At 68.0% G+C, this 19,460-nt stretch carries 19 protein-coding genes; 6 read left to right on the top strand and 13 right to left on the bottom strand.

Annotated elements, in window-relative coordinates; translation table 11 throughout:
* Positions 1-181: 181 nt before the first annotated feature.
* The 5 genes from AB0K25_RS05755 (at position 182) to AB0K25_RS05775 (ending at position 7,197) form a co-directional block, all read left to right on the top strand.
* Positions 182-553 (top strand): hypothetical protein, encoded by a 372-nt coding sequence (locus AB0K25_RS05755; protein ID WP_091238899.1) that lies wholly within the window; start codon positions 182-184, stop codon positions 551-553.
* Positions 550-1,038: a roadblock/LC7 domain-containing protein gene (locus AB0K25_RS05760; RefSeq protein WP_363669295.1), complete on the top strand. Its 489-nt coding sequence runs from the start codon at positions 550-552 to the stop codon at positions 1,036-1,038. Before AB0K25_RS05755 ends, AB0K25_RS05760 begins: the two co-directional genes overlap by 4 nt.
* 1,323 nt (positions 1,039-2,361) lie before the next feature.
* Positions 2,362-2,967: a hypothetical protein gene (locus tag AB0K25_RS05765; protein ID WP_363818682.1), complete on the top strand. Its 606-nt coding sequence runs from the start codon at positions 2,362-2,364 to the stop codon at positions 2,965-2,967.
* Between the two features lie 547 nt (positions 2,968-3,514).
* The gene (locus tag AB0K25_RS05770; RefSeq protein WP_363818685.1) at positions 3,515-6,424 is read left to right on the top strand and encodes an RICIN domain-containing protein; all 2,910 of its coding nucleotides are present in this window, start codon (positions 3,515-3,517) and stop codon (positions 6,422-6,424) included.
* A gap of 299 nt (positions 6,425-6,723) precedes the next feature.
* Positions 6,724-7,197, top strand: a complete 474-nt coding sequence (locus AB0K25_RS05775; RefSeq protein ID WP_363818688.1) for a hypothetical protein — start codon at positions 6,724-6,726, stop codon at positions 7,195-7,197.
* Between the two features lie 194 nt (positions 7,198-7,391).
* Here the strand turns inward: AB0K25_RS05775 and AB0K25_RS05780 are convergent, their stop codons facing one another.
* From AB0K25_RS05780 to AB0K25_RS05820, 9 genes are all read right to left on the bottom strand, one after another.
* Positions 7,392-8,951: a hypothetical protein gene (locus AB0K25_RS05780; protein WP_363818691.1), complete on the bottom strand. Its 1,560-nt coding sequence runs from the start codon at positions 8,949-8,951 to the stop codon at positions 7,392-7,394.
* Between the two features lie 162 nt (positions 8,952-9,113).
* Entirely contained in the window at positions 9,114-10,346 is a 1,233-nt protein-coding gene (locus tag AB0K25_RS05785; protein ID WP_363818694.1) for a site-specific integrase, read from the bottom strand.
* On the bottom strand, positions 10,319-10,498 hold the full coding sequence (locus AB0K25_RS05790; RefSeq protein WP_363818855.1) for a helix-turn-helix domain-containing protein: 180 nt from the start codon (positions 10,496-10,498) through the stop codon (positions 10,319-10,321). The genes AB0K25_RS05785 and AB0K25_RS05790 overlap by 28 nt, the downstream gene beginning before the upstream one ends.
* Before the next feature lie 2 nt (positions 10,499-10,500).
* A complete protein-coding gene (locus tag AB0K25_RS05795) occupies positions 10,501-12,255 on the bottom strand; it encodes a replication initiator (protein ID WP_363818697.1) in 1,755 nt (584 codons plus the stop codon).
* Positions 12,252-12,821 carry a DUF2637 domain-containing protein gene (locus tag AB0K25_RS05800; protein WP_363818700.1) on the bottom strand — a complete coding sequence of 190 codons (570 nt, stop codon included), beginning with the start codon at positions 12,819-12,821 and terminating at the stop codon, positions 12,252-12,254. Before AB0K25_RS05800 ends, AB0K25_RS05795 begins: the two co-directional genes overlap by 4 nt.
* Positions 12,818-13,009: a hypothetical protein gene (locus AB0K25_RS05805; RefSeq protein WP_363818703.1), complete on the bottom strand. Its 192-nt coding sequence runs from the start codon at positions 13,007-13,009 to the stop codon at positions 12,818-12,820. Before AB0K25_RS05805 ends, AB0K25_RS05800 begins: the two co-directional genes overlap by 4 nt.
* A gap of 5 nt (positions 13,010-13,014) precedes the next feature.
* A complete protein-coding gene (locus AB0K25_RS05810; RefSeq protein ID WP_208565251.1) occupies positions 13,015-13,266 on the bottom strand; it encodes a hypothetical protein in 252 nt (83 codons plus the stop codon).
* Positions 13,263-14,879: an FtsK/SpoIIIE domain-containing protein gene (locus tag AB0K25_RS05815; RefSeq protein WP_363818706.1), complete on the bottom strand. Its 1,617-nt coding sequence runs from the start codon at positions 14,877-14,879 to the stop codon at positions 13,263-13,265. Before AB0K25_RS05815 ends, AB0K25_RS05810 begins: the two co-directional genes overlap by 4 nt.
* Before the next feature lie 282 nt (positions 14,880-15,161).
* On the bottom strand, positions 15,162-15,557 hold the full coding sequence (locus AB0K25_RS05820) for a transcriptional regulator (RefSeq protein ID WP_104113758.1): 396 nt from the start codon (positions 15,555-15,557) through the stop codon (positions 15,162-15,164).
* A gap of 225 nt (positions 15,558-15,782) precedes the next feature.
* On the opposite strand from AB0K25_RS05820, the gene AB0K25_RS05825 reads away from it, so the two are divergent.
* On the top strand, positions 15,783-16,640 hold the full coding sequence (locus AB0K25_RS05825) for a DUF4231 domain-containing protein (protein WP_363818709.1): 858 nt from the start codon (positions 15,783-15,785) through the stop codon (positions 16,638-16,640).
* Positions 16,641-16,739: 99 nt separating this feature from the next.
* Here the strand turns inward: AB0K25_RS05825 and AB0K25_RS05830 are convergent, their stop codons facing one another.
* From AB0K25_RS05830 to AB0K25_RS05845, 4 genes are all read right to left on the bottom strand, one after another.
* Positions 16,740-17,516 carry a glycosyltransferase gene (locus tag AB0K25_RS05830; protein WP_363818712.1) on the bottom strand — a complete coding sequence of 259 codons (777 nt, stop codon included), beginning with the start codon at positions 17,514-17,516 and terminating at the stop codon, positions 16,740-16,742.
* A complete protein-coding gene (locus AB0K25_RS05835) occupies positions 17,504-18,325 on the bottom strand; it encodes a GntR family transcriptional regulator (RefSeq protein ID WP_363818715.1) in 822 nt (273 codons plus the stop codon). Before AB0K25_RS05835 ends, AB0K25_RS05830 begins: the two co-directional genes overlap by 13 nt.
* Positions 18,326-18,471: 146 nt before the next feature.
* Entirely contained in the window at positions 18,472-18,669 is a 198-nt protein-coding gene (locus AB0K25_RS05840; RefSeq protein WP_231932552.1) for a precorrin-4 C11-methyltransferase, read from the bottom strand.
* A 139-nt stretch (positions 18,670-18,808) separates the two neighbouring features.
* Positions 18,809-19,141: a hypothetical protein gene (locus AB0K25_RS05845; protein ID WP_363818718.1), complete on the bottom strand. Its 333-nt coding sequence runs from the start codon at positions 19,139-19,141 to the stop codon at positions 18,809-18,811.
* Between the last annotated feature and the right edge of the window lie 319 nt (positions 19,142-19,460).

Consider the following 19,460-nt stretch of genomic DNA (forward strand, 5'->3'; position numbering starts at 1 on the left):
ACGGGACTGTCCGGCCGGCCCGGGTCGACCGGACAGTCCCGATGCGGCAGCCCCGAGTGCGACCGGGTCGAGGTGTGTGCGAGTGTCGTCAGACCTCTTGCGGCGCTGCCACCGCCCGTCAACTGGGCGGGACGACGACGATGTCAACGGCGCCGCCCTGTCGAACCGGGAGAACACCACCGTGGCTAGCCTGGACGTCGCCCTGAAGAACGCGATGAGCATCGATGGAGCGATCGGGGTGGCACTCGTCGACTACAACAGCGGGATGACCCTCGGCGTGGCCGGCGGCACCGGCGAGATCGATCTGACCGTCGCCGCCGCCGGCAACACCGATGTCGTCCGCGCCAAGATGCGCACCCTGGAAATGCTCAAGATCGAGGACGAGATCGAGGACATCCTGATCACACTCGGCGGTCAGTACCACCTGATCCGACCGCTGACCGGCCGCACCGGCAAGGGCCTGTTCCTTTATCTGATGGTGAGCAAGAGCCGGGCCAACCTGGCCATGGCCCGACACCAGCTGCGCACCATCGAGGAGAGCCTGGAACTGTGAGCGCAGACAAGACCGAGAAGACCCTGCCCCGCCGCTCCGCGCGCGCCACCAAGCTGCCGGCCGCCCGGCTGCTCCCGCCGTCGCTCGCCGGGGACCGCTCGTTGCCGTACCCGGCGATCGGTCGCGAGCTGGCGGAGCTGCGGCACCAGATCCCCGGGGTGCACGGCTGCGTGCTGGGCGGCGTCGACGGCCTGCTCATCACCCATAACCTGCAGACCGAGGTGGACCCGAACGACCTGGCCGCGCTCGCCGCGACCACCTTCGGCCTCGGCCGGCAGGTCGGCATGCGGCTCGGTCAGGGGGACTTCCAGCAGTCCACCGTACGCAACCAGAGCGGTTACCTGAGCGTCTACGCGGTCAGCGACCAGGCTCTGCTCGCCGTGGTCGGCACGGACGCCGTCAACGTCGCCCGGCTGCACCTGCACGCCCCGGGAGTGGCCGGCCGCCTCGCGGCGCTGCTGACCCGCGTACCGACGGATGCCTGATCCGGACGGCGGGGCCTGATCCGGACGGCGGGGGCCTGATCCGGACGGCGGGGGCGGCGGCGGATCACGCCGTCCCCCGGCCGGCCCGGACCACCCGGCCGCGCCGGCCCACCCAGGTCGGAGACACTCTTTAACGGGCGAATCCCGGCCTCTGTCCACACTCCACCGCACCACCCGACCAGATACCCCGGATCTGGCTTTTCCGAAATAGTCGCCACTGCTGGGAAATAGTCATCGCAGATGGTCGGAACGCGCGCCACAGCAACGATAATTGACCGCGAAAGTAACTGTGTCGACACATATTTCTGATCAAGTCTACGGATGCCACTCTCCGTACTCACACCAACGACGCGGGGTACGCGTCGTCGGCCATTCCTGTTGCTGTCCGGGCTGATCGCACTGACCATTCCCCTGGTAGCCACCCCTGCCGAGGCGGAACGTTCCGCCGCCGCCGCCGTCACCATGCCGACCTGCGCCTGGTCGTCGAAGTACGGGGCGACAAGCCTGAACGCCTACTGGCCGGACACCGCCGCCACCTACTGGTCGACCGTCTATCCGGTGACGCCGGGCCTGGAAATCACCATCTCCGGGGTCTTTCCCGACGCCAGATACGCGTCTTTCAACGTGTACGACGACAAGCCCACCTACTTTACGCGTAATGGCGTCAGCTCAAGCATGCCCGATTACCTGATCATGCCGGACACGGGCAGCCTGAATCCGTGGCAGTCCAGTGCGTCACCGGGCGGCCGGTTCACCCTCACCATCAGCCCCGAGGTGGCCTTCGGACAGACCAACCGAATGCCCCTGGCCCGGGAGGACGCCCTGCCCGGCGCGAAGGCGTCGGTGATCTTCCGGGTCTATCTGCCGGCCGGTGGTGATGCGACGGTGGTCCTGCCCACCATCACCCTCACCCTCGACGGGGTGCCGCAGACCCTGCCGCCCTGCACCTCGGGAAGCACCGCCCCCACCACCGCAGCAGTGGCGGACACGGAAAGGTCCGGCGCGGGCGGGCCTGGCGGGCCCGGCGGGCCCGGGCATCCCGGGGGCGGATCCGGCGTACCCGGACATCACCCTGGCGGGCCGGGCGGGCCCGGACATCCCGGGGGCCCTGGACATCCAGGCGGACCTGGGCCCGGCGGACCTGGTGGGCCGGGGCATCCTGGTGGGCCGGGGCCCGGCGGACCGGGTGGGCCGGGTGGACCGGGTGGGCCTGGCGGACCGGGCGGACCCGGCGGACCCGGCGGACCGGGTGGTCCCGGTGGGCCTGGTGGGCCTGGTGGGCCTGGTGGGCCTGGTGGGCCTGGGCATCCTGGTGGGCCGGGGTTGCCGGAGGAGACCGGGCAGAAGCTCTTCACCCGGACGTCCGAGGTGGAGAACCTCGCGCCGAACCCGGACAACGCGTATCTCGGCACCTGGATCACCCCGCCGGCGGCGGACCAGGTCGTGGTGATCCGGGGCCGGGCGCCCCGCGCGGTCTCCGGCAACCATCCGGGCGTCTGGCCGCGCCGGCACACCGACCTGCGCTACTTCTCGATGTGCACCAACCTCGGCGGCCAGGTCAAGCCCGTCGTGATCAACCGGTTCACCGACGCGCCGCCGAGCCTCGGCTGCCGCTACGACGACGACACCCGCCTCGACCGGCACGGCTACTACACCTACGTGCTCGGCCGGGAGCAGCAGCGGACGGCGATCGAGGCGGTGGACAACGCCACCTTCCTGCCGTTCTCCGTCTCCTACCCGGTGGCCCCGCACATGGTCCTGCTGCGCAACCTGCTGCCGGTCGCCGGTTTTCCGCACGCCACCCAGAACGTGCCGGTGGACAGCACGGCGGAGACCGCCGCGACCGTCATGGGGCCGCACTACCCGTTGTCGAAGGTCTGTTCCCTGACCAGCCTCACGGCCGACGGGGGGCGCGGGTGCACCGTCTGACCTGATCGGGATGGGGGTGGTGCCGCGTAGGTCAGCAGAGCGACCCACGCCGCACCACCCCGGACCGCCAGCCGGCTGCGCCTGAAGCGGGTGAGCCGGACTTAACGCCACACAGACCACAGCCCTCCTCTCGGACGTCCCGCACCGGACGCCACCCAACCCGCCGGCCGCCGCCCCTCGGCAGGCCAGGAAACAGCCCCGGCAAGGCCCAGCCGGCGGACGCGACGGGTAGCCGGCCACCAGGATTTGTGGCAATCGACGCCGATCGCCACCACGAACAGGAGCCATCCTGTGGCGCAGCCGCCGCAGGAATGGAAGCGGTGGAGGTGACTGGGCGCGCCGCGGCGGTGGCCAGCGGCCGAGCGGCCAGACCGCGCTGCTGAAGGGGTACGACCCCACCCCGCACCGACCCCTCTTACATTGACACTTATCAACGACCATCTTTAGGATGGCCGCGAATCGATTCGCTGGCGCGCCATGTGCGCCGTACCGGCGACGCAGGGACACCACGGGAGGTCGCGTTCGTGAGAGACAGTGAGTTCAGCGCGTGAGCCTCTCCGAACGTCCCATCCGGCGCAGGCAGCTGCTCGCGACCACGGCGCTGTCGGCCGGTGCTGTCGCGTTGGCCGACGGGTTGACGCCCGGATGGGCGGCGGCGGCCGTCCCGGCGCAGGTCACGCTCCCCGAGCGGGGCATCTACGACACGGCGGCGGCGACCGCGTGGACCGATGGCTTCCTGACCGGCAACGGTGAGTACGGCGCGGTGCTCCACGGAACGCCGACGCTGGAGAAGGTGATCTTCAACCATCACCGGTTCGTGTTGCCGAACGGCTCCCGGGGCGTGCTGCCGCCGGTGAACTCCGGGCAGCTCTCCCGGGCCCGGGACCAGGCCATGTCCGGAAACTACAGCGGGGCGACGGCCACCTTCGTCAACGGCTGGGCGCTGCGGTGGACGCAGACCTACCACCCCGGCCACGAGTTGCAGATCAGCACGCCGGCGATGACGACGGTCAACAACTATGCCCGGATCACCGACTTCCGCACCGGCGAGGTCAGCCACAGCTGGATCGACGGTTCGGGCACCTGGCTGCGCCGCGTCTTCGCCTCGCGCGCCGACCGGGTCGTCGTCCACGAGCTGCTGCCGGCGGCCGGACAGACGCTGGACGCGACCCTGCGCGTCAACACCGGGTTGGCGGGCGCGCCGGGCAACGTGGGCTACACGGTCTCCGCAACGGTGGCCGCCGGCTCCGGGTACCTGGACGTGCGCGGTACGTATCCGTCCGGCGGCGCGTACGGGTTCGAAGGGGTCACCCGCGTCGTGGCCAGCGGCGGCCAGGCGTCGGTCACGGTGAGCGGTTCGGCGCTCGTGGTGTCTCGGGCCACCAGGATCCTGCTGCTGACGAAGCTCGACCGGTACGAGACGGCCGGTGCTTGGAACGGGCAGCCGTTGCAGGCCGCGCTGGCCGCGCTGCCCGCCGACTACGCCGTCCTGCTGGGCCGGCACGTCCCACCACACCAGGCGATGTACGACCGCTCCGGCATCGATCTGGGCGTCTCCGCCGCCGACCGGCAGCTGTCCACCAGCCAGCTGATCGCCCGCCAGAAGGCGAACACCTCCGTCATCGACGTCGCGCTGCTGGAGCGCCTGTACGACTCGGGTCGCTATCTCTTCGTCAGCTCCAGTGGGATCCTGCCGCCGCGCCTGACCGGGATCTGGACCGGCACCTGGACCGGGGCCTGGGCCGACGACTTCACCACCGACGCCAACATCAACCTCCAGGTCGCGGGCGGGAACATCCTCGACCTCGGTGACGCGATGCAGGGGTACCGCACCCTGGTCCTCGGGCAGCTCGCCCACTGGCGGGAGAACGCCCGCCGGCTCTACGGCGCGCGCGGCTTCCTGGCCCCGAGCCGCACCGACGGCGAGTACGGCTACATGCTGCACTTCGACGGCGGCTTCCCCGGGCACTGCTGGACGGGTGGCGCGGACTGGCTGCTGTACCCGCTGCTGGAGTACTACCAGACCACCGGGGACACCACCTTCCTGCGTGACCAGCTCGGCCCCGCCCTGATCGAGCTGGCCCTCTTCTACGAGGACTTCCTCACCCGTACCGACTCGGCCGGCAAGGTGGTCTTCGTCCCGTCCTTCTCCATGGAGAACCGGCCGGCCAGCACCGGCCAACTCCTCGCGATCAACGCCACCGGCGACATCATGGCCGGTCGGCACGCGTTGACGGCCGCCATCGACGCGGCCAACACGCTCGGCGTCGAGCAGGGCGCCGGGCAGGGCGTGCAACGCTGGACCGCGCTGCTGGCCAGACTCCCCGGCTACACCGTCAACGGCGACGGCGCGCTGGCCGAATGGTCCTGGCCCGGCCTGACCGACAACTACAACCACCGGCACGTACATCACCTGTACGGCGCCTGGCCGTTGCACGAGATCAACCCGGAGGACCGGCCCGATCTCGTCCGCACCGCCCGCCGGGCGCTGGACCTGCGCGGCGACGAGAACCTCTCGGCCCACGGCAGCCTGCACCGCGCCCTGGCCCGGGCCCGCCTCAAGGACGGCTCCGGCGTGTACGGCAACCTGCTGAAGATCCTCGGCCGCAACATGGTGTTCCGGTCCCTGATGACCGCCCACAACCCGAATCTGGACATCTACAACGCCGACGCCGCCAACGCCATCCCCGCGGTGCTCGCCGAGGCGCTGCTCTACACCCGACCGGGCGTCCTGGAGCTGTTGCCCGCGCTACCGGACCAACTCCCCCGGGGGACCATCACGGGGGTCCGGGGCCGCAACCGGATCCTGGTCGAGAAGCTCACCTGGGACATCAGCGCTCGCACCGCCACCGTCACCCTGAACTCGGCGGTCGCCCAGGAGATCAGCCTGATCTGCCGCCGGGGCATCGCCTCCGTCACCACCTCCCCCTCGGTCACCGTCGCCTCCTCCCCCCTCGGCAACCACGCCCGGGTCGTCGCGCTGCCCGCCGCCACCACGATCCAGATCACCGTGGGCCTCTCCGCGAACGCTCCCGCCGGAAAGTACCGGCTGGTCAACCGGAACAGCGGCAAGGTGATCGACGTCAACGGCGGGTCCACCGCCGACGGCGCGCGCATCATCCAGTGGACGTGGACCGGTGCCACCAACCAACAGTGGACCCTGGAACCCAACCCGGACGGGTCCTACCGCCTGCGCAGCGTCAGCAGCGGCAAAGTGCTGCACAGCGCCGGCGGCTCCGCGCAGGGCGCGGCGTTGACCCAGTCGACCGACACCAGCAGCGACAACCAGTGGTGGAAGCTCGTGCCCGCCAGCACCAGCGGCTACCACCGGCTGGTCAACGTGCGTAACGGCTGGTGTGCCGACGTGTCCGGCGCCTCGACGGCCGACGGAGGAAGCGTCATTCAATGGTCTCCCGGCACCGGCGCCAACCAGGAATGGCAACTCGTCGCCCTGTAGACCGTCCCGACGCGAGATCCCTGGTCAGCCCTTCACCGCGCCTGCGGTGAGCCCTTCTTAGCCGCACGCCACCACCGGTAGACGAATACCCGCCGGAACCAGCAGAAATCCGGCACGGCCGACGTCAGCAGCACCTCACCGCGAGGCCGCCCGACGAATTGGCACCCCGGAGCGCCCCGAACCGGCCCGACGCACCCCGGACCAGAGGAACGGAAGGACGATCTGCCCGTCGCAGCCACCGCCCCATGAGGTTCGGTATCGGATTGCCGGGCGACCAGGAAGCCTGAACCATCCACCGGGTGGACATCGTCGCCCAGTGGGTCCGCGTCTCCTGGACCAAGCAGTCACGCGGAGGCCACCACGCCGCCCGCCGCAACGCCCTACCCTCGGCGTTCACGCTGCCGCAGCACCATGCGCCCCTCACCCACGAAATCACGATGCACGAGCACGACGAGTTCCAACCAGTGATTTCCCTTCACAACGGCACACCTTCCTGCGACGCCGTCCAACTCCGCCACACCGACGACCAGGTCCGCATCGCGCTGATCCCGACGGCTTGGGGCATGCCCCGCCGACACCGCCGCCCGCCAGCCGTACGCCTCCCCCGAGGCCAATGGCTGCGCTGGCAGATCAACTACCGCTTCACCCACCACTGCACCGGGAACTGGCTCTACCGCTCGGACACACTGAACATCGCCCACGGCCCCGTACCCATCGACGTCTTCCTGACAGAACCACACCAGAGCATCGACGAACGGGCCTACCTACGCTGACCGCAGCCGACGCACGGCGGCACGGAAGCCGGCGGGGTCGCTCAGAATGGCCAGCTCAGAGCCTTGATCACGGCTGTGAGCTGGTGGGCGACGGACGAGTCGACCTGTACGCCGGATTACGAAGGTGTAATACCCCCTGAGCAGGCATTTTGTTCGGCTGACACCCGCTCAGGGCGTCGCCAGGGCGCGACGCTTCACGGCATCACCCTCGCCGCAAGTTCACACTCGAAATCGAACCCAGCTATTAATCGGGCATCAAACCACTCCGCCCCCGCCGCGAAGGAAGGAACCCTATCTAGCTCGAAACTAAAAACACCCTGCTTCCGCCCTGTGTGTTGCACGTAGACGTCAATAGCTTTCTGCATATCTTCAATATGCAACTCGACCGGATCAAGCTTAATCGCCGAAAATGTCTCCCCATCCACCAGCAGCCATGACGAGATTAGACCATCATCGAATGTCGCAACACAGGTGCCAAATGATGAGCCGGGCTTTAGCCTACTCCCATTGAGCCTTGCCCGTTCCCGGTTGAGAATCGAACGCCACCTCTCGAATCTGGCAGGATGATCCCCTTGCGTAAAATCGTAGTACAAATCACAGACTTGCCGTTGCTTCTTGGTTGTTAGTTTACCTGAAAATCCGGCGGCCAGCACTGCCGCCAAGGCAGGATAACGACTTCGCCCCTTTTCCGCATTTGCGAGATTCCACAAATATTCAAACAAGTCCTTAGCAGCTTCAATCGCAAGCTCCCCCTCCTGCCGGGAAGCATGCCTACCACCGTGGGCTACACGATTACGTATATCAGCAATTCTGGTCTTCCAATCATGGACGGGACCCGTGCTACAGTCCCATGAGCCGCCCAGCCGATTTCCATAGTTCGACATGTTCTTAACGCGCGAAACTACTCCTGGTTTGAATATTTCGGCAGCGACATCAGGTCCGACTTGGTCCCACCACAGCATGTGCTGCAGCACGAGATCAAGTAGGGCCTCCGAGGACTGCGCTGAGAGAATCAGACTCCCTGACGCCTGGCCATGAAATTCGAGGGTGCGTATCGAATCAGCCACGAAGTCTACATAAAGAGCCAACTCGCGCTGTCGCGCAATGGCGTACATCGCAACGGCAAATCGCTCTTCCATGCCCTCTTCGAGAACGACAGGTTCCGGAGCGCTTACACTATCGGTCATAAACCTCTCCGGACCTGAGATCAAAGAGAGGTTCTCGGCATGATACTCGGCTACGTCGAACCAACGATCCGCTTCCGGCAAGGGCCGCTTCTTTACATTCACGGGCCTCATTACCGCGTAGGTATAAGCTTGCTCCAAAGAATCAATGAAGCTACTAATGGCATGCTCAGACCGACTGACGGCATGAATCTTGCATTCCTCGCATCCAATCGTGACATGGGAGGCAATGCAAGCCTCTACGATCTGAGCTAGAGTCGAGTCGTGAGCCTGATTCGCATCGGCGTCGCTCGTACTATAGTTGATCGTGTCGCCATCTTTCCATACGGTGACGTCAATAATTCGCGCATAGAAGTGCCCACTCCGCCAATCCTCGTGAAGCACGAGCTCATCATCAACCGAGCCCACATTGACAGAGTTTATGGTCGCACCGTGACGCAATTCGGTCAATGGCTGCATCAGGTCGAACACGGCACCACTCGGAATAGGCAGACGCTCTCCAAGCGCGGAAACAATTCGAACGACCGCAAAGCCGTTCCGTAAGTGATCATCTAGATGCGCGCTCGCCATTGCCGCAGCTTACCGAGCAATATTCAGGTTTACCATTATGGGGCGTAGCACTTTCAGCCTATTGCGTGGGCCAACGAACCAGACGGCGCCTAGACAGACGGGCGACTTCACCCAACAACAGGGCAGATCCCACAAACGTTCAGCCATGAGCGAGCTTGTTCGTCACGTCGTAATCTCCACCGACCGGAACAGGTCGTCGATCGCGTTGCGGGTGCGTTCCTCGCTGGCCGGCATCAGGTGCGTGTAGACCCGGAGGGTAAAGCCGGGGTCGGCGTGGCCGAGGTACGACGCGAGGGCCTTGATGCTCTCCCCCGCGTCGAGCAGCGACGAGGCGTAGAAGTGGCGGAGCGCGTGCATCCCGGTGGCCCGGGTCGGCGTGATGCCGGCCGCCACGACAGCCGGTCGCCAACTCTTGTTGTCGAAGGTGCGCCGGTTGATCGCACCCCGCCGGGTGGTGGTGAACAGCAGCGGCACCGTCACCCGCTCGTCATCGGCCGGGTTTTCCCACGGCAGGGTGAGCGGGACTGGGGCGAAGTCGTCGAGGTGCTGGCGCAGCACCTGGGCGACGGAGTCGGGCAACGGCACCCGGCGGTCCCGGTCGTTCTTGGGCAGCCCGAAGACGAGCCGGGAGCGGACGAGCTTGACCTGACGCGAGACGTGCACCCACCCCGCATCGAGGTCGATGTCATCGACACCGAGCCCCAGGATCTCCCCCTGCCGTAGGCCGCAGCCCGCGCCGAGGTCGACCATCGGGCGGTACCGCTGGGCGAGGCCACCGCGGATTGCCGAAACCTGTTCGTACCGCCACGGCACCACCCGACGCTGCACCGGTCGCGGCGGCGTGACCGACTTTGCCGAACACGGATTCTTGGCGATCCGCTCGTCGTCGACCGCCGCGCCGAGGATGGTCCGCAGATGCGCGAAGACGACGGCCCGGGTCGCCGGGGCCAGCTTGCCGACCATCGCGGCGTCCCACTCTCGGACGTGCCCCGGCTTGATCTCGGCCAGCTTCCGCGCGCCGAAGAACGGGAGCAGGTGTTTCCGTACCCGGAACTCCGTGCTCTCCCGGGTCGACTCGTCGAACGAGCGGGTACGGAGCCAGGTTTCGGCGTACTCGGCGAAGGTCATCCGGCCGGCGACCGGGTCGACGTAGGAGCCCCGGAGCTTGTCCGTCTCGGTCGAGACGAGAAACGCATCCGCCTCGCGCTTGGCCCGGTCGGGGTAGGACTTCTTCCGTTCCTTGCCGTCCGGCCCGATGTACCGCACCCGGTAGCGCAGGCCCTTGCCGAACAGGCTCGTCTTGACCCGCTCCCGTCGCCCGCCCGGGTGGTGAACCGTCTTGTACCAGCGATCCTCCACGTGCCCCATCAGGCCGCCGCCTGCGCGCGTACCCACGCCCGGACCGTCTCCGGTTCGTACCGCAGGTGTCGACCGACCCGGGCGGCCGGCGGCCCGTACTTGACCTTGCGCCAGCGGTACAGCGTTTCCTGCGGCACCCGCAGGTAGGCCGATACCTCCCGCACTGTCCAGAGCCCATCGTTCACCACCGTCACAGCCCTTCCCCCGTCGTGTCGCCCGTTCCTGTTGCTGATCTGTCGCCGGGGAGTTGCGCGGCGCGGTCCTTGGCGGCGAGCAGTTCGGAGCGCCAGCGGGCACGCTCGCTGATCGACCGCAGCAGCCGGTGGGCCATGGCCGGTACGTCGGGGTCATCGGGTCGGGCGAGTTCCCAGGCGTGCCGGACCGGTTCGACGGTGGCGCCCTGGTCGTCGACCCCATCCAGGCCGACCGTGACACCGAGCAGCGACCGCACCCAGGCCCGGACGTCGTGCTTGTGGTCGCTGAGCGTCTTGCCGGACCAGTCGCGGGAGATGAGGATGCGTCGGCCGCCGATGCCGAGGGTGTCGCGCTGGTGGACCTTGCCCCTACAGCGGCCGGGCTTGAGCTTCGCGTTCGCCTTCTTCGGCTGGACGCCGTAGAGCAGCCAGTTCGCACACCGGTCGGTACAGGGCGTGACGCGCAGTTCCCGCCACAGCCGATCGAGGTGCTTGCGTTGCCGGTCGGTGCTGGCCTTGTGCACGTCGCCGGTGTGCTTGGTGATGTACTTCGTGACGTACCGGATGGTCCGTTCCGCGTCGGTGGTGCCGGGCATGACGCCCCGCGCGTCGACCTGGGTACCGAAGCGCACGACGTGCACCGGTTCCGCGTACGGGTCGGCGTCGATGGCGTCGAGGGCTTCCGTCCAGGTGGTCAGCGGGTGGCGGGTGTCCGGGTCGACCCACGCCGCTGCCTGCTCATCCCACACCGGGGGCCGGTCGGCGGTGTACCGCTGGACGTCGACCGCCGGCCACCACACCTGGTGATACGTCGCCGCCGCCACGGTGCGCAGAGTGTCGCGGGGGATCGTGCCCCGGATGGCGAAGTGGGCGTGTGGGGCGAGTCGGCGTTGCGGCTCGACGCAGCCGGCGTACTGGACGTTCCAGCCCTCACACCGCCGCAGGTTCTGCCAGAACCGGTCCAGGAGGCGGGGGAAGTGCACGGCGTCCCAGGCGGCGCGGCGGTAGTCGTACCGGTCGGGGTTGACCGGGGTACCGTCGGGGCGGACCGGGCCGTAGGAGTCGAGGGTGAGCGTCAGCCACATCGACGGCCGGTAGGTCGACCCGTCCGCAGCGGTGTACGTCCTACCGACCGTGCGCCGTTCGACCTTCCGGCGTGGCAGCTCGGGGGCATCCTGCCGACGTCGGGTCGACCGCTTCCGGCGCGGGCCGGTGTCGTCGTCGCCCTGGTCGTCGTCGCCGGTCGCGTGCGGCGGGGCGACCCGGCCCCGGAGCCCTTCGGCCGCAATCGCCTCTTCCACCTCGCGGATCGCGTCGTCGAGGTCTTCGACCTGGTCCCACTGGCACGCCCGAGATGCCTCGTCACGGGAGAACTCCAGATGCCCGCGCAGCAGGATCAGCGCCTTCTGTTCCTCGGTCGCCGGTTCCGGCGGCGGCAACGGCTCGTCGTCGCGGTGCCAGCCCTCCCGGATCTGGGCCTGCCGCAGCCGGCGGTTCTTCTTCGCGCACGGGGCGCACTTGTCTTCCCGGGTGGCCCCACAGGGCAGGTCGATGACTTCGGTCAGGCCGGTGTCGAGGTCGGTGCGGCGCATGGCGAGGGGGCGCACGCAGACGCCGTACTCGGCGGCGATCTCCTTGAGCACGTCGACCGAGCGGGGTAGCGCCATGCGGGCCGCCCGCGACCCCGGCCGAGGAGGCGCAGCCGGGGTCGGGGCGGCGGGTTCGAGGCCCGGCAGGGTGGGGGCGGTCATCGGATGATCCCGACGACGTGCGGCCGGTTCGAGGGGACGACACGCGGAGGCAGCACGGCCGCCGGGGCAGAGATGGCAGCCGGAGCCGGGACAGCCGGCGGCACGGGGTCAGCCGGGCGCTCGGGTTCGGTGGTGGCCTGCTCGGGAACGTCGTACCAGTCGCCCGGGGGTTGGTCTGGTTCGAGAGCCGGCGGCACGGCGGGGGCGTTGGACAGGACGACCTTGACCAGGGCAAGGAACGCCAGCGATGGCACCGCCGCCACGGTCCAGCCCCACACCGACGGTTCCGCTTCCGCCACCTGGGCGGCGAGGGATAGCAGCGCGAACGCCACCAGGAGCGAGCCGACCAGGCCGACCGGCCGACCGGCACGACGGCGGGCACGCAGTTCTAGGCCGAGGTAGATCGCCATCAGCTCGACCGCAACGGCGTTGGCCCAGCCGATCCAGTCGGGTTGGCCGTGGGCGACGGACAGGTCGTGGACGTGGGTGAAGGCGGCAGCGCCGGCCATGGTGCCGATGGCGAGCAGGATCACCAGGCGTACGGCGGATTCGGTGCGTGCGGTCATTGCCACTCCTGCAACGGCTTCTCGCGGATGGTCAGGTCGATGCGGATGCGCCGGTCGGCCATGTCGGGGCGGCGGTTGACCATGTGCGCGAGGCCGTGCAGGGCGGCGGCGGTCTGGTCGGCGGGGCCGACGAGCCGGATGCGCAGCGGACGCCGGAACCGGTTGATGACGCGGGCGAGGGTGGTCATGGCGGTTACCTCCGGGCCGGTCGGATGTCGGTGCGGATGTAGTCGGGTGGGGTGCCGAGGGTGGCGACGGCTTCGGAGAGGCAGCGCCACAGCGCCCATGCCTCATCGGGGGTCAGGGACATCCGTCGCCGGCCGGCACCTACGGCCAGATAGACGGGGTACGGGTCGGGTCGGTCGGGGTCGACGCGGACGGACACGGCGGTGACCGGTTCGGGGGTCCGTAGCCGGTAGAAGCGCCGGCCGTCGGTGCCGGTCATCGGGGTTCGCCCTGGTCGGTGTCGAGGATGGTGCGCAGTGCGTCGGGCAGCAGTGGCCCGCGTCGGGGCCGGGGTAGCGCCGGCCGGAGGGGTTCCGGGGTGGACTCGCGGCCGACCTGGGCGAGGATGTCCGCCGCGTCGGCCGGGGCCGGGTACCGCTGGGCCAGGTCGCGGATGTCGTCGTCGGTGACGTAGGAGAATCGGACCCGCATCGGTTCCGGGGTGCCGTCGAGGATCACGTAGCCCACGCCTTTGGCCCATCGGGGCATCTGGTCGGCGAGGGCACCCCGGTTGCGGGCACCGTCACCCAACACGAGATCGACCTGAGCGGCTTCGGTGAGGCCGAGGGCGATGCGGGTCGGGAACAGGTCCCGGAACGGCAGCACCTCCTTGCGCGGGTCCTGCAACGCCGCCACCACCAGCACGCCGACCCCGGCACCCTGCGACAGCAGCAGCCCCAGCGAGCCCGCGATGCGCTTGCGCAGGTCGACGTCTTGCAGGTACGCGGTCAGTGCGGCCATCTCGTCGATGACAACCACGACCAGGGGGTCAGCCTCGGTCGGCGTATGCACCCGCACGGTGCCGGCGAGCCGGGTCTGACGCTCCCGCATCACCGTCACGGCCTCGTCGAGCAGATCCGCCATGGCCTCGAACGACTTGCAGGCGAACCGGGCGAACAACGGCCGACCCATGGCGAACTCCATCCCGCCCTTGGGGTCGATCACCCACAACCGCACCAGGCCCGACGTGATGCCACCGGCCAACGACCGCACCAGAGACCACAGCACCGACCCCTTCCCGGAGCGGGTCGCCCCACCGATCAGCACATGAGTAGCGAGCAGGTGCAGCGACCAGGTCCCCAGGTCCTCCCGCCGCGCCAACGGCAACGCCGTGAAATCAGGAACCGGCGGGATGTCGAACGGCGGCACCACCGGCCGCAGCGCATCAGTACGAACGAGCACCAGGTACACCAGCGTCGGCCGGTCCCGGAACCGCAGCCGATCCACCCAGCCCAGCGGCAGCGCCCAGTAGCCGGTACGGGTCGGCGGGGTGTCGGGTCGCTCGGAGTAGACGCGGGCGTGCCGTCGGCCGAAGGCGTACGCGAGGTTCGCGGTGACCTGTTGGAAGTCGGCCGGGGTCTGCCCCCGGACCATGCGGACGGTCAGCACGTCCAGGGCCTGATCCGAGCGCACCCGCAGCAACTGCGGCAGGACCGGCAGGTGGTCATACGTTGCGGCCAGGCCGCACAGGGTCATCGCCTCGTGCCAGGCCCGCCGGTAGACGAAGACCTGACGGAACCGGCCGAGCAGCGGCCCGGCGCACCACCGCCACCAGGACGCCTCATCGCGCCACCGCCACAACGCTGACACCGCCGACGCCAGCACCAGCGGCACCACCAGACCCGCCCATCCGTGCTCGATGTAGAGGACGACGGCGGCCACGGCCAGGCCCACGGCGACCGGGTGCCGCATGCACCACCAGCACACCCGGGCCAGCCAACGCAGCACCATGCCGAGCACGACCAGCCACATCGGCAGGACGAACCGCTTCGGCCGGACCACCATCAGATCCCCGGCGGTCACCATCACCACCCCGCCACGCGGCCGGCGCATCATCGCCCACCACCGCGCAGCGACACGAACCGGCCCGACGCATCCCGGACCGGAGGAAACGGAAGAACGAGCTGCCCGACACACCCGGCACACCGACCATCGGCACCGGTGGTCGGGTCGAACCGGGACTGACACACCTCGCACCGAGGCGAAGCCGGGGCAGCCGAACGCCTACGCTTGGACACGTCACTACCTCTCTCGACAGAGCAGGGGAAAGAGACACCAAGGGGGCGGGGCTGCCGTCCGCCAAGACCAGACAGCCCCGCCCCCAACCTTCAGCGGCTACGCCGCCGCCTTCTTCGCCACACCCGCCGGGGCACGCATCCCGGTCGCCCGCAGCGAGTACGCCATCCGGTTGTTGTTGGTCACGTACGGCGTGACCGTCATGCCCTCGAACTCCACCGCCTCGAACGGGGCACCCGTCGGCGGCACCGGCTGGTAATCGGCGGAAATCTTGACCGTCGTCTCCCGGGAACGCTTGCCCAACTCCGGGTCCAGGTCCATCACCCGCACCTGCCACACCCGCTGACCGGTCAACTTGTCCTTCGCCGGGCTACGCCGCCCGGTCTTCTCGTCGTAGTCCTCGACCTCACCGAGGGACTCGGGGACCAGGGCGCACCCCGCCGGGAAGACGTCCTCACAACGCACGGCGAACCTCGTACCGCCACGCAGAGCCATCGCTCAACCTCCAGGTTGTTGGCATGTCTGCCAAGTGGAGACTCCAAGGTAGACCCCACTTGGCAGACAAGTCAACAAGCTTGGCAATCCTCTGCGGATCAGTCGACATGCCAACTCCCGGCGGAACCAATTGACATCAATGTGACAGAACCTTGCTTTTCGCACTATGCGCGAGGGAGACTGACCGGCCTTTACTGTCAGCGTCCGACCATGTGCGGAGTGTTTGTGACCACCCCTGATGACCCGCAGAGCCAAGCCCGACACAATGAGACGGAGGCGCGGCCTGTCAGCGCTTTCGAGGCTCAGGAGAGATACCGAGAAATCGGTAAGAACTACGAACTGGCAATCGATCAGCTCCGCACGGCCAGATCCGCCCAGTTCGCATACTGGCTAATCCTGATTTCCAGCTTCGCGCTAATTGCGCTACTTGCCTACTCGGTAGTTGTCGGGCTATGGCACGAGAAGCCCGTCACAACCCGCTATGTCGGGCTGATTGCACTGTTGGTTCTGTGTATTGGCGTGGGTTGGCTCGTCCTCAAAAACCGTCGCAAGATAATTGAGTTCGATGTGACGGTGCGCAACCTCGGACATGATCGCCAGAGTGCCGCCACTCGAATACCATCAGAGTCTTTGGAGTCACTCCGCCTGTACCGGGAGGCGTCGCAGGATATTGTTGCACAGTTTCGCACCCGCGCTACTCGCAACCTCAGGGCACACAATACCGTTCAAGCCATTATCATCATCGGCTCCGTAATCGCCTCCACCACCACGGCAGTCATGGCCGGGGAGCACCCGTTGAGTTGGGTTTCAACAGGTCTCACCGCCTTCATCAGCATCACCGCAGGGCTGGCGGCCTACTTCAAGTTCCGCGAGCGCGGTTACAATCTGCAACTGACTGCGGATGAGATTGAGAAGCACTACAACGCAACACAGTTCCGGTTGAACGAATATGCAGAACACGGCGACGGAAAGGAAGCGTCAAGGCTGCGCCTGTTCGCACAGAATGTCGAGCGCTTGCGCGACGAACAGCGCAAGCGGGAACTTCAACTCGAACAGTCGCCAGGACAGAAAGAGGAGCGATAAAGGCCGGTCGGGAAGTAAAGCCCAGTGGATGATGCTCCAGCCCCCGGTTTGACCTATGCCGCTTCCGGCAGTTGATCCATCAAAGGCGGCGGCATCGGGCTACGTGGTGGCGCTGCCGCCGAAGCCGTTGGGGATCATCGAGGTCAGGGTGTTGGCTCTGGCCTCGATGATCTTCATGCGTGCTTGATATTCGGCGGGTTCGCGGTGTGCGGCTTGGCTGGTGACCTGGCCGGGCCATTTCCGGTACAGCAGGCCGTACTCACGGGTGAAGTAGCCGGCGGTGACGGCGCTGGCGGCCAGGAGCAGGCCGGTGTCTTCGGAGGCGGGTAGGGCCATCCAGCCGCCGAGGGCGAAGACGAGATCCCGGCGTAGGCACAGGGTCGCCGGGTGTACGGATGCGCGGTAGTCGTTGGCCTGCCAGAAGGCCAGCACCGCGCCCCGGTCGATGACCCCGCCCGCTGGGTCTTTGTCCCATCCGGCGGTCGACCCGTCGGGCAGCAGGTCGAGCACCCGCGAGGTGGTCCACCCGATCTGCGGATGCGCGTCGAACGCGGCGATATCCCGAGCCAGCGCGCCCGGAGTCAACTGGTCGTCGGCGTCCAAGACCTTGATGTGTTCCCCGGTGACCCGGGAAAGGGCAAGGGTCCGGGCAACACCAGGCCCGCCAGGACGACCGGTGCCGAGGCTAATCCGGGGGTCGTCGGGCAGTACGTCGGCCAGGGCTCCGGTCTGTCCGTCTTCCTGGACGAGCCATTGCCAGTCCCACCCCGGCGGCATCTCCTGCTTGGCCAGCGATGCGTACGCGCCAGCCAGGTACTCGATGCTGGGCGCGTGGACCGGGGTGATGACCGAAACGAGCTGCGTCAAGTTTTCCACCGCTGGAGTTTGTGGGAGTAAACAAGCTCGGTCCGGTCCCCCGGCATCACCACGTCCGCCACCTCGACCACCCGGCCGGTGGTGTCGACGGAAGTCTTCCGCACGGTGAGCACGGAGACACCCGGATCGATGTCCAACAGCTCAGCTTCATCCGGCGACGGGGGCCGGGCGCGGATCTCGTCGTCGATGCGGTCCAGCTCGATGCCGAGGGTGTAGAGCTGGTGTTGCGTGCCGCCGGGCCAGGGTTCCTTGCTGGCGTCGAGCAGGTCCGGGTTCGCGGCGACCAGGTCGTAGGGCAGGTAGGAGTACGACACGGTCAGCGGCGCGTTCTCGTGCCGCGAGGATGTCCAGTAGACCCGGCGTAGCAGCGGCGCACCAGGCTCGACCTGGAGGGCCGCCGCCATCTCGTCATCAGCATCGACGCGGGTGTACTCGGCGTGGAACTTGAGGTCGTCGACGGTCAGGCCGGTGTCGTGCTCGGTCGCGCCGGTCTTCAACCGTTCGTCCTCGTCGAGCAGGACCCGGTCCTTCTCCCACTGGTACCGCTCGGTGTTGCGGCGGCGTACCCGCTGGCGGGGTGCCCGCACGTAGGTGCCGCGTCCCTGCTCCGCACGGACCAGACCCCACTCGCGGAGCTGCCGGATGGCGTTGCGGACGCTCGTGCGGGACAGCCCGGACGACTCGGCCAGCTCGGTTTCGCTGGGCATCAGCGTGCCGGGGGCAAGCTCCCCGCTCATGATCTTCGCCCGCAACTCTTCGGCGAGTTGCAGGTAGCGAGGGCGCCAGTCCCGGCCATGCACACCGGTCACCGTACCCCCTAGACGTTCCAACGTCTGCCAGGTGGTCCCCCCAGCCGGCCGCTCCGGCACCGCCGGCACCACCACCGCCCCACGCGGAGCCTGCCCACGACGCCCACCAGGACCACGAACGGCAGCGGCCCGCCGGCCGTTGGTGTTCACCGCGTCTCTCCCGTCCGCCCGTGTCGCCCGGCCTGTGCCTGCATGGCGTGTCGGGCGTGGGTCAGTTCCTCGATGAGCCGGTCGACGTGGGTGAGCGTCAGGAGCACGGTTTGCGTGGTGCCGTAGTGGGTCGCGTCGAGCTTGATCGCCGGGTCGCGGCGGGTGAACCGGTCGATGAGCAGTTGCAGACTCACCCACCCGGTCCTCTCCCGCCCGATCGTGGCCAGGTACCCCCGGTGCATCGGATCGTTCGGCCCACAACCCCGGCACCACGGCGGACACACCACCGGCCGAGGCGACACCGGCCGCCGCCGGTTCATCATCGGGAAGCCGTCACTCATCGTCGGCCCCCTGCCCGCCGGCCTGCGCCAGCAACCCGCGCAACTGCTCCACCAACTCGGCCGCCTCCGACAGCGACAACTCCGCCCAGGCGTTCCCCGCCCGACACGACGCGTGCACGCACACCAGCGGAGTACCGGGAGTCTCCGCACTGATCAGGTACGTGACGACGAGTCCACTCGCCCGCTTCTCACCAACCCGCAGCATGTGGCCGCGATGACGACGGGCCATGTGCGCCATCACCGGCGGCACCAGGTAACCGCAGCGCTCCGGCGTGCACCAGTCCGGGTGACTCGTCACCGGGGCCGGCTTGCTCGGGCGGGTCATCGTGTCCACCGCCCGCCATGGCCCCGATGCGCCTGAGCCACCGTCATCAACGGCGCATACCGCAGCACGGGCAATTCCCGCGTGACGTCGACCGACCACCAGGGCGCAGGGCCGCCCGATCCGCCGGATGACGCCGAAGGCGTGTTGTTGCTGGTGGTCGGGATCGGCGTGCGTCGGCGGGGCCACCAGGACGACAACCAACCGCGTCGACGATGAGAGCCGGACATCGCACCTCCACAGGTAGACGAGGAACCGGCGGCCAACCACGAACGAAGGTGGCCGGCCGCCGGCCCGGATGAAGGCACGGCGCACCGTCCGA

It is taken from the genome of Micromonospora sp. NPDC049257 (genome assembly GCF_040678915.1).
Taxonomy (GTDB): domain Bacteria; phylum Actinomycetota; class Actinomycetes; order Mycobacteriales; family Micromonosporaceae; genus Micromonospora; species Micromonospora antibiotica.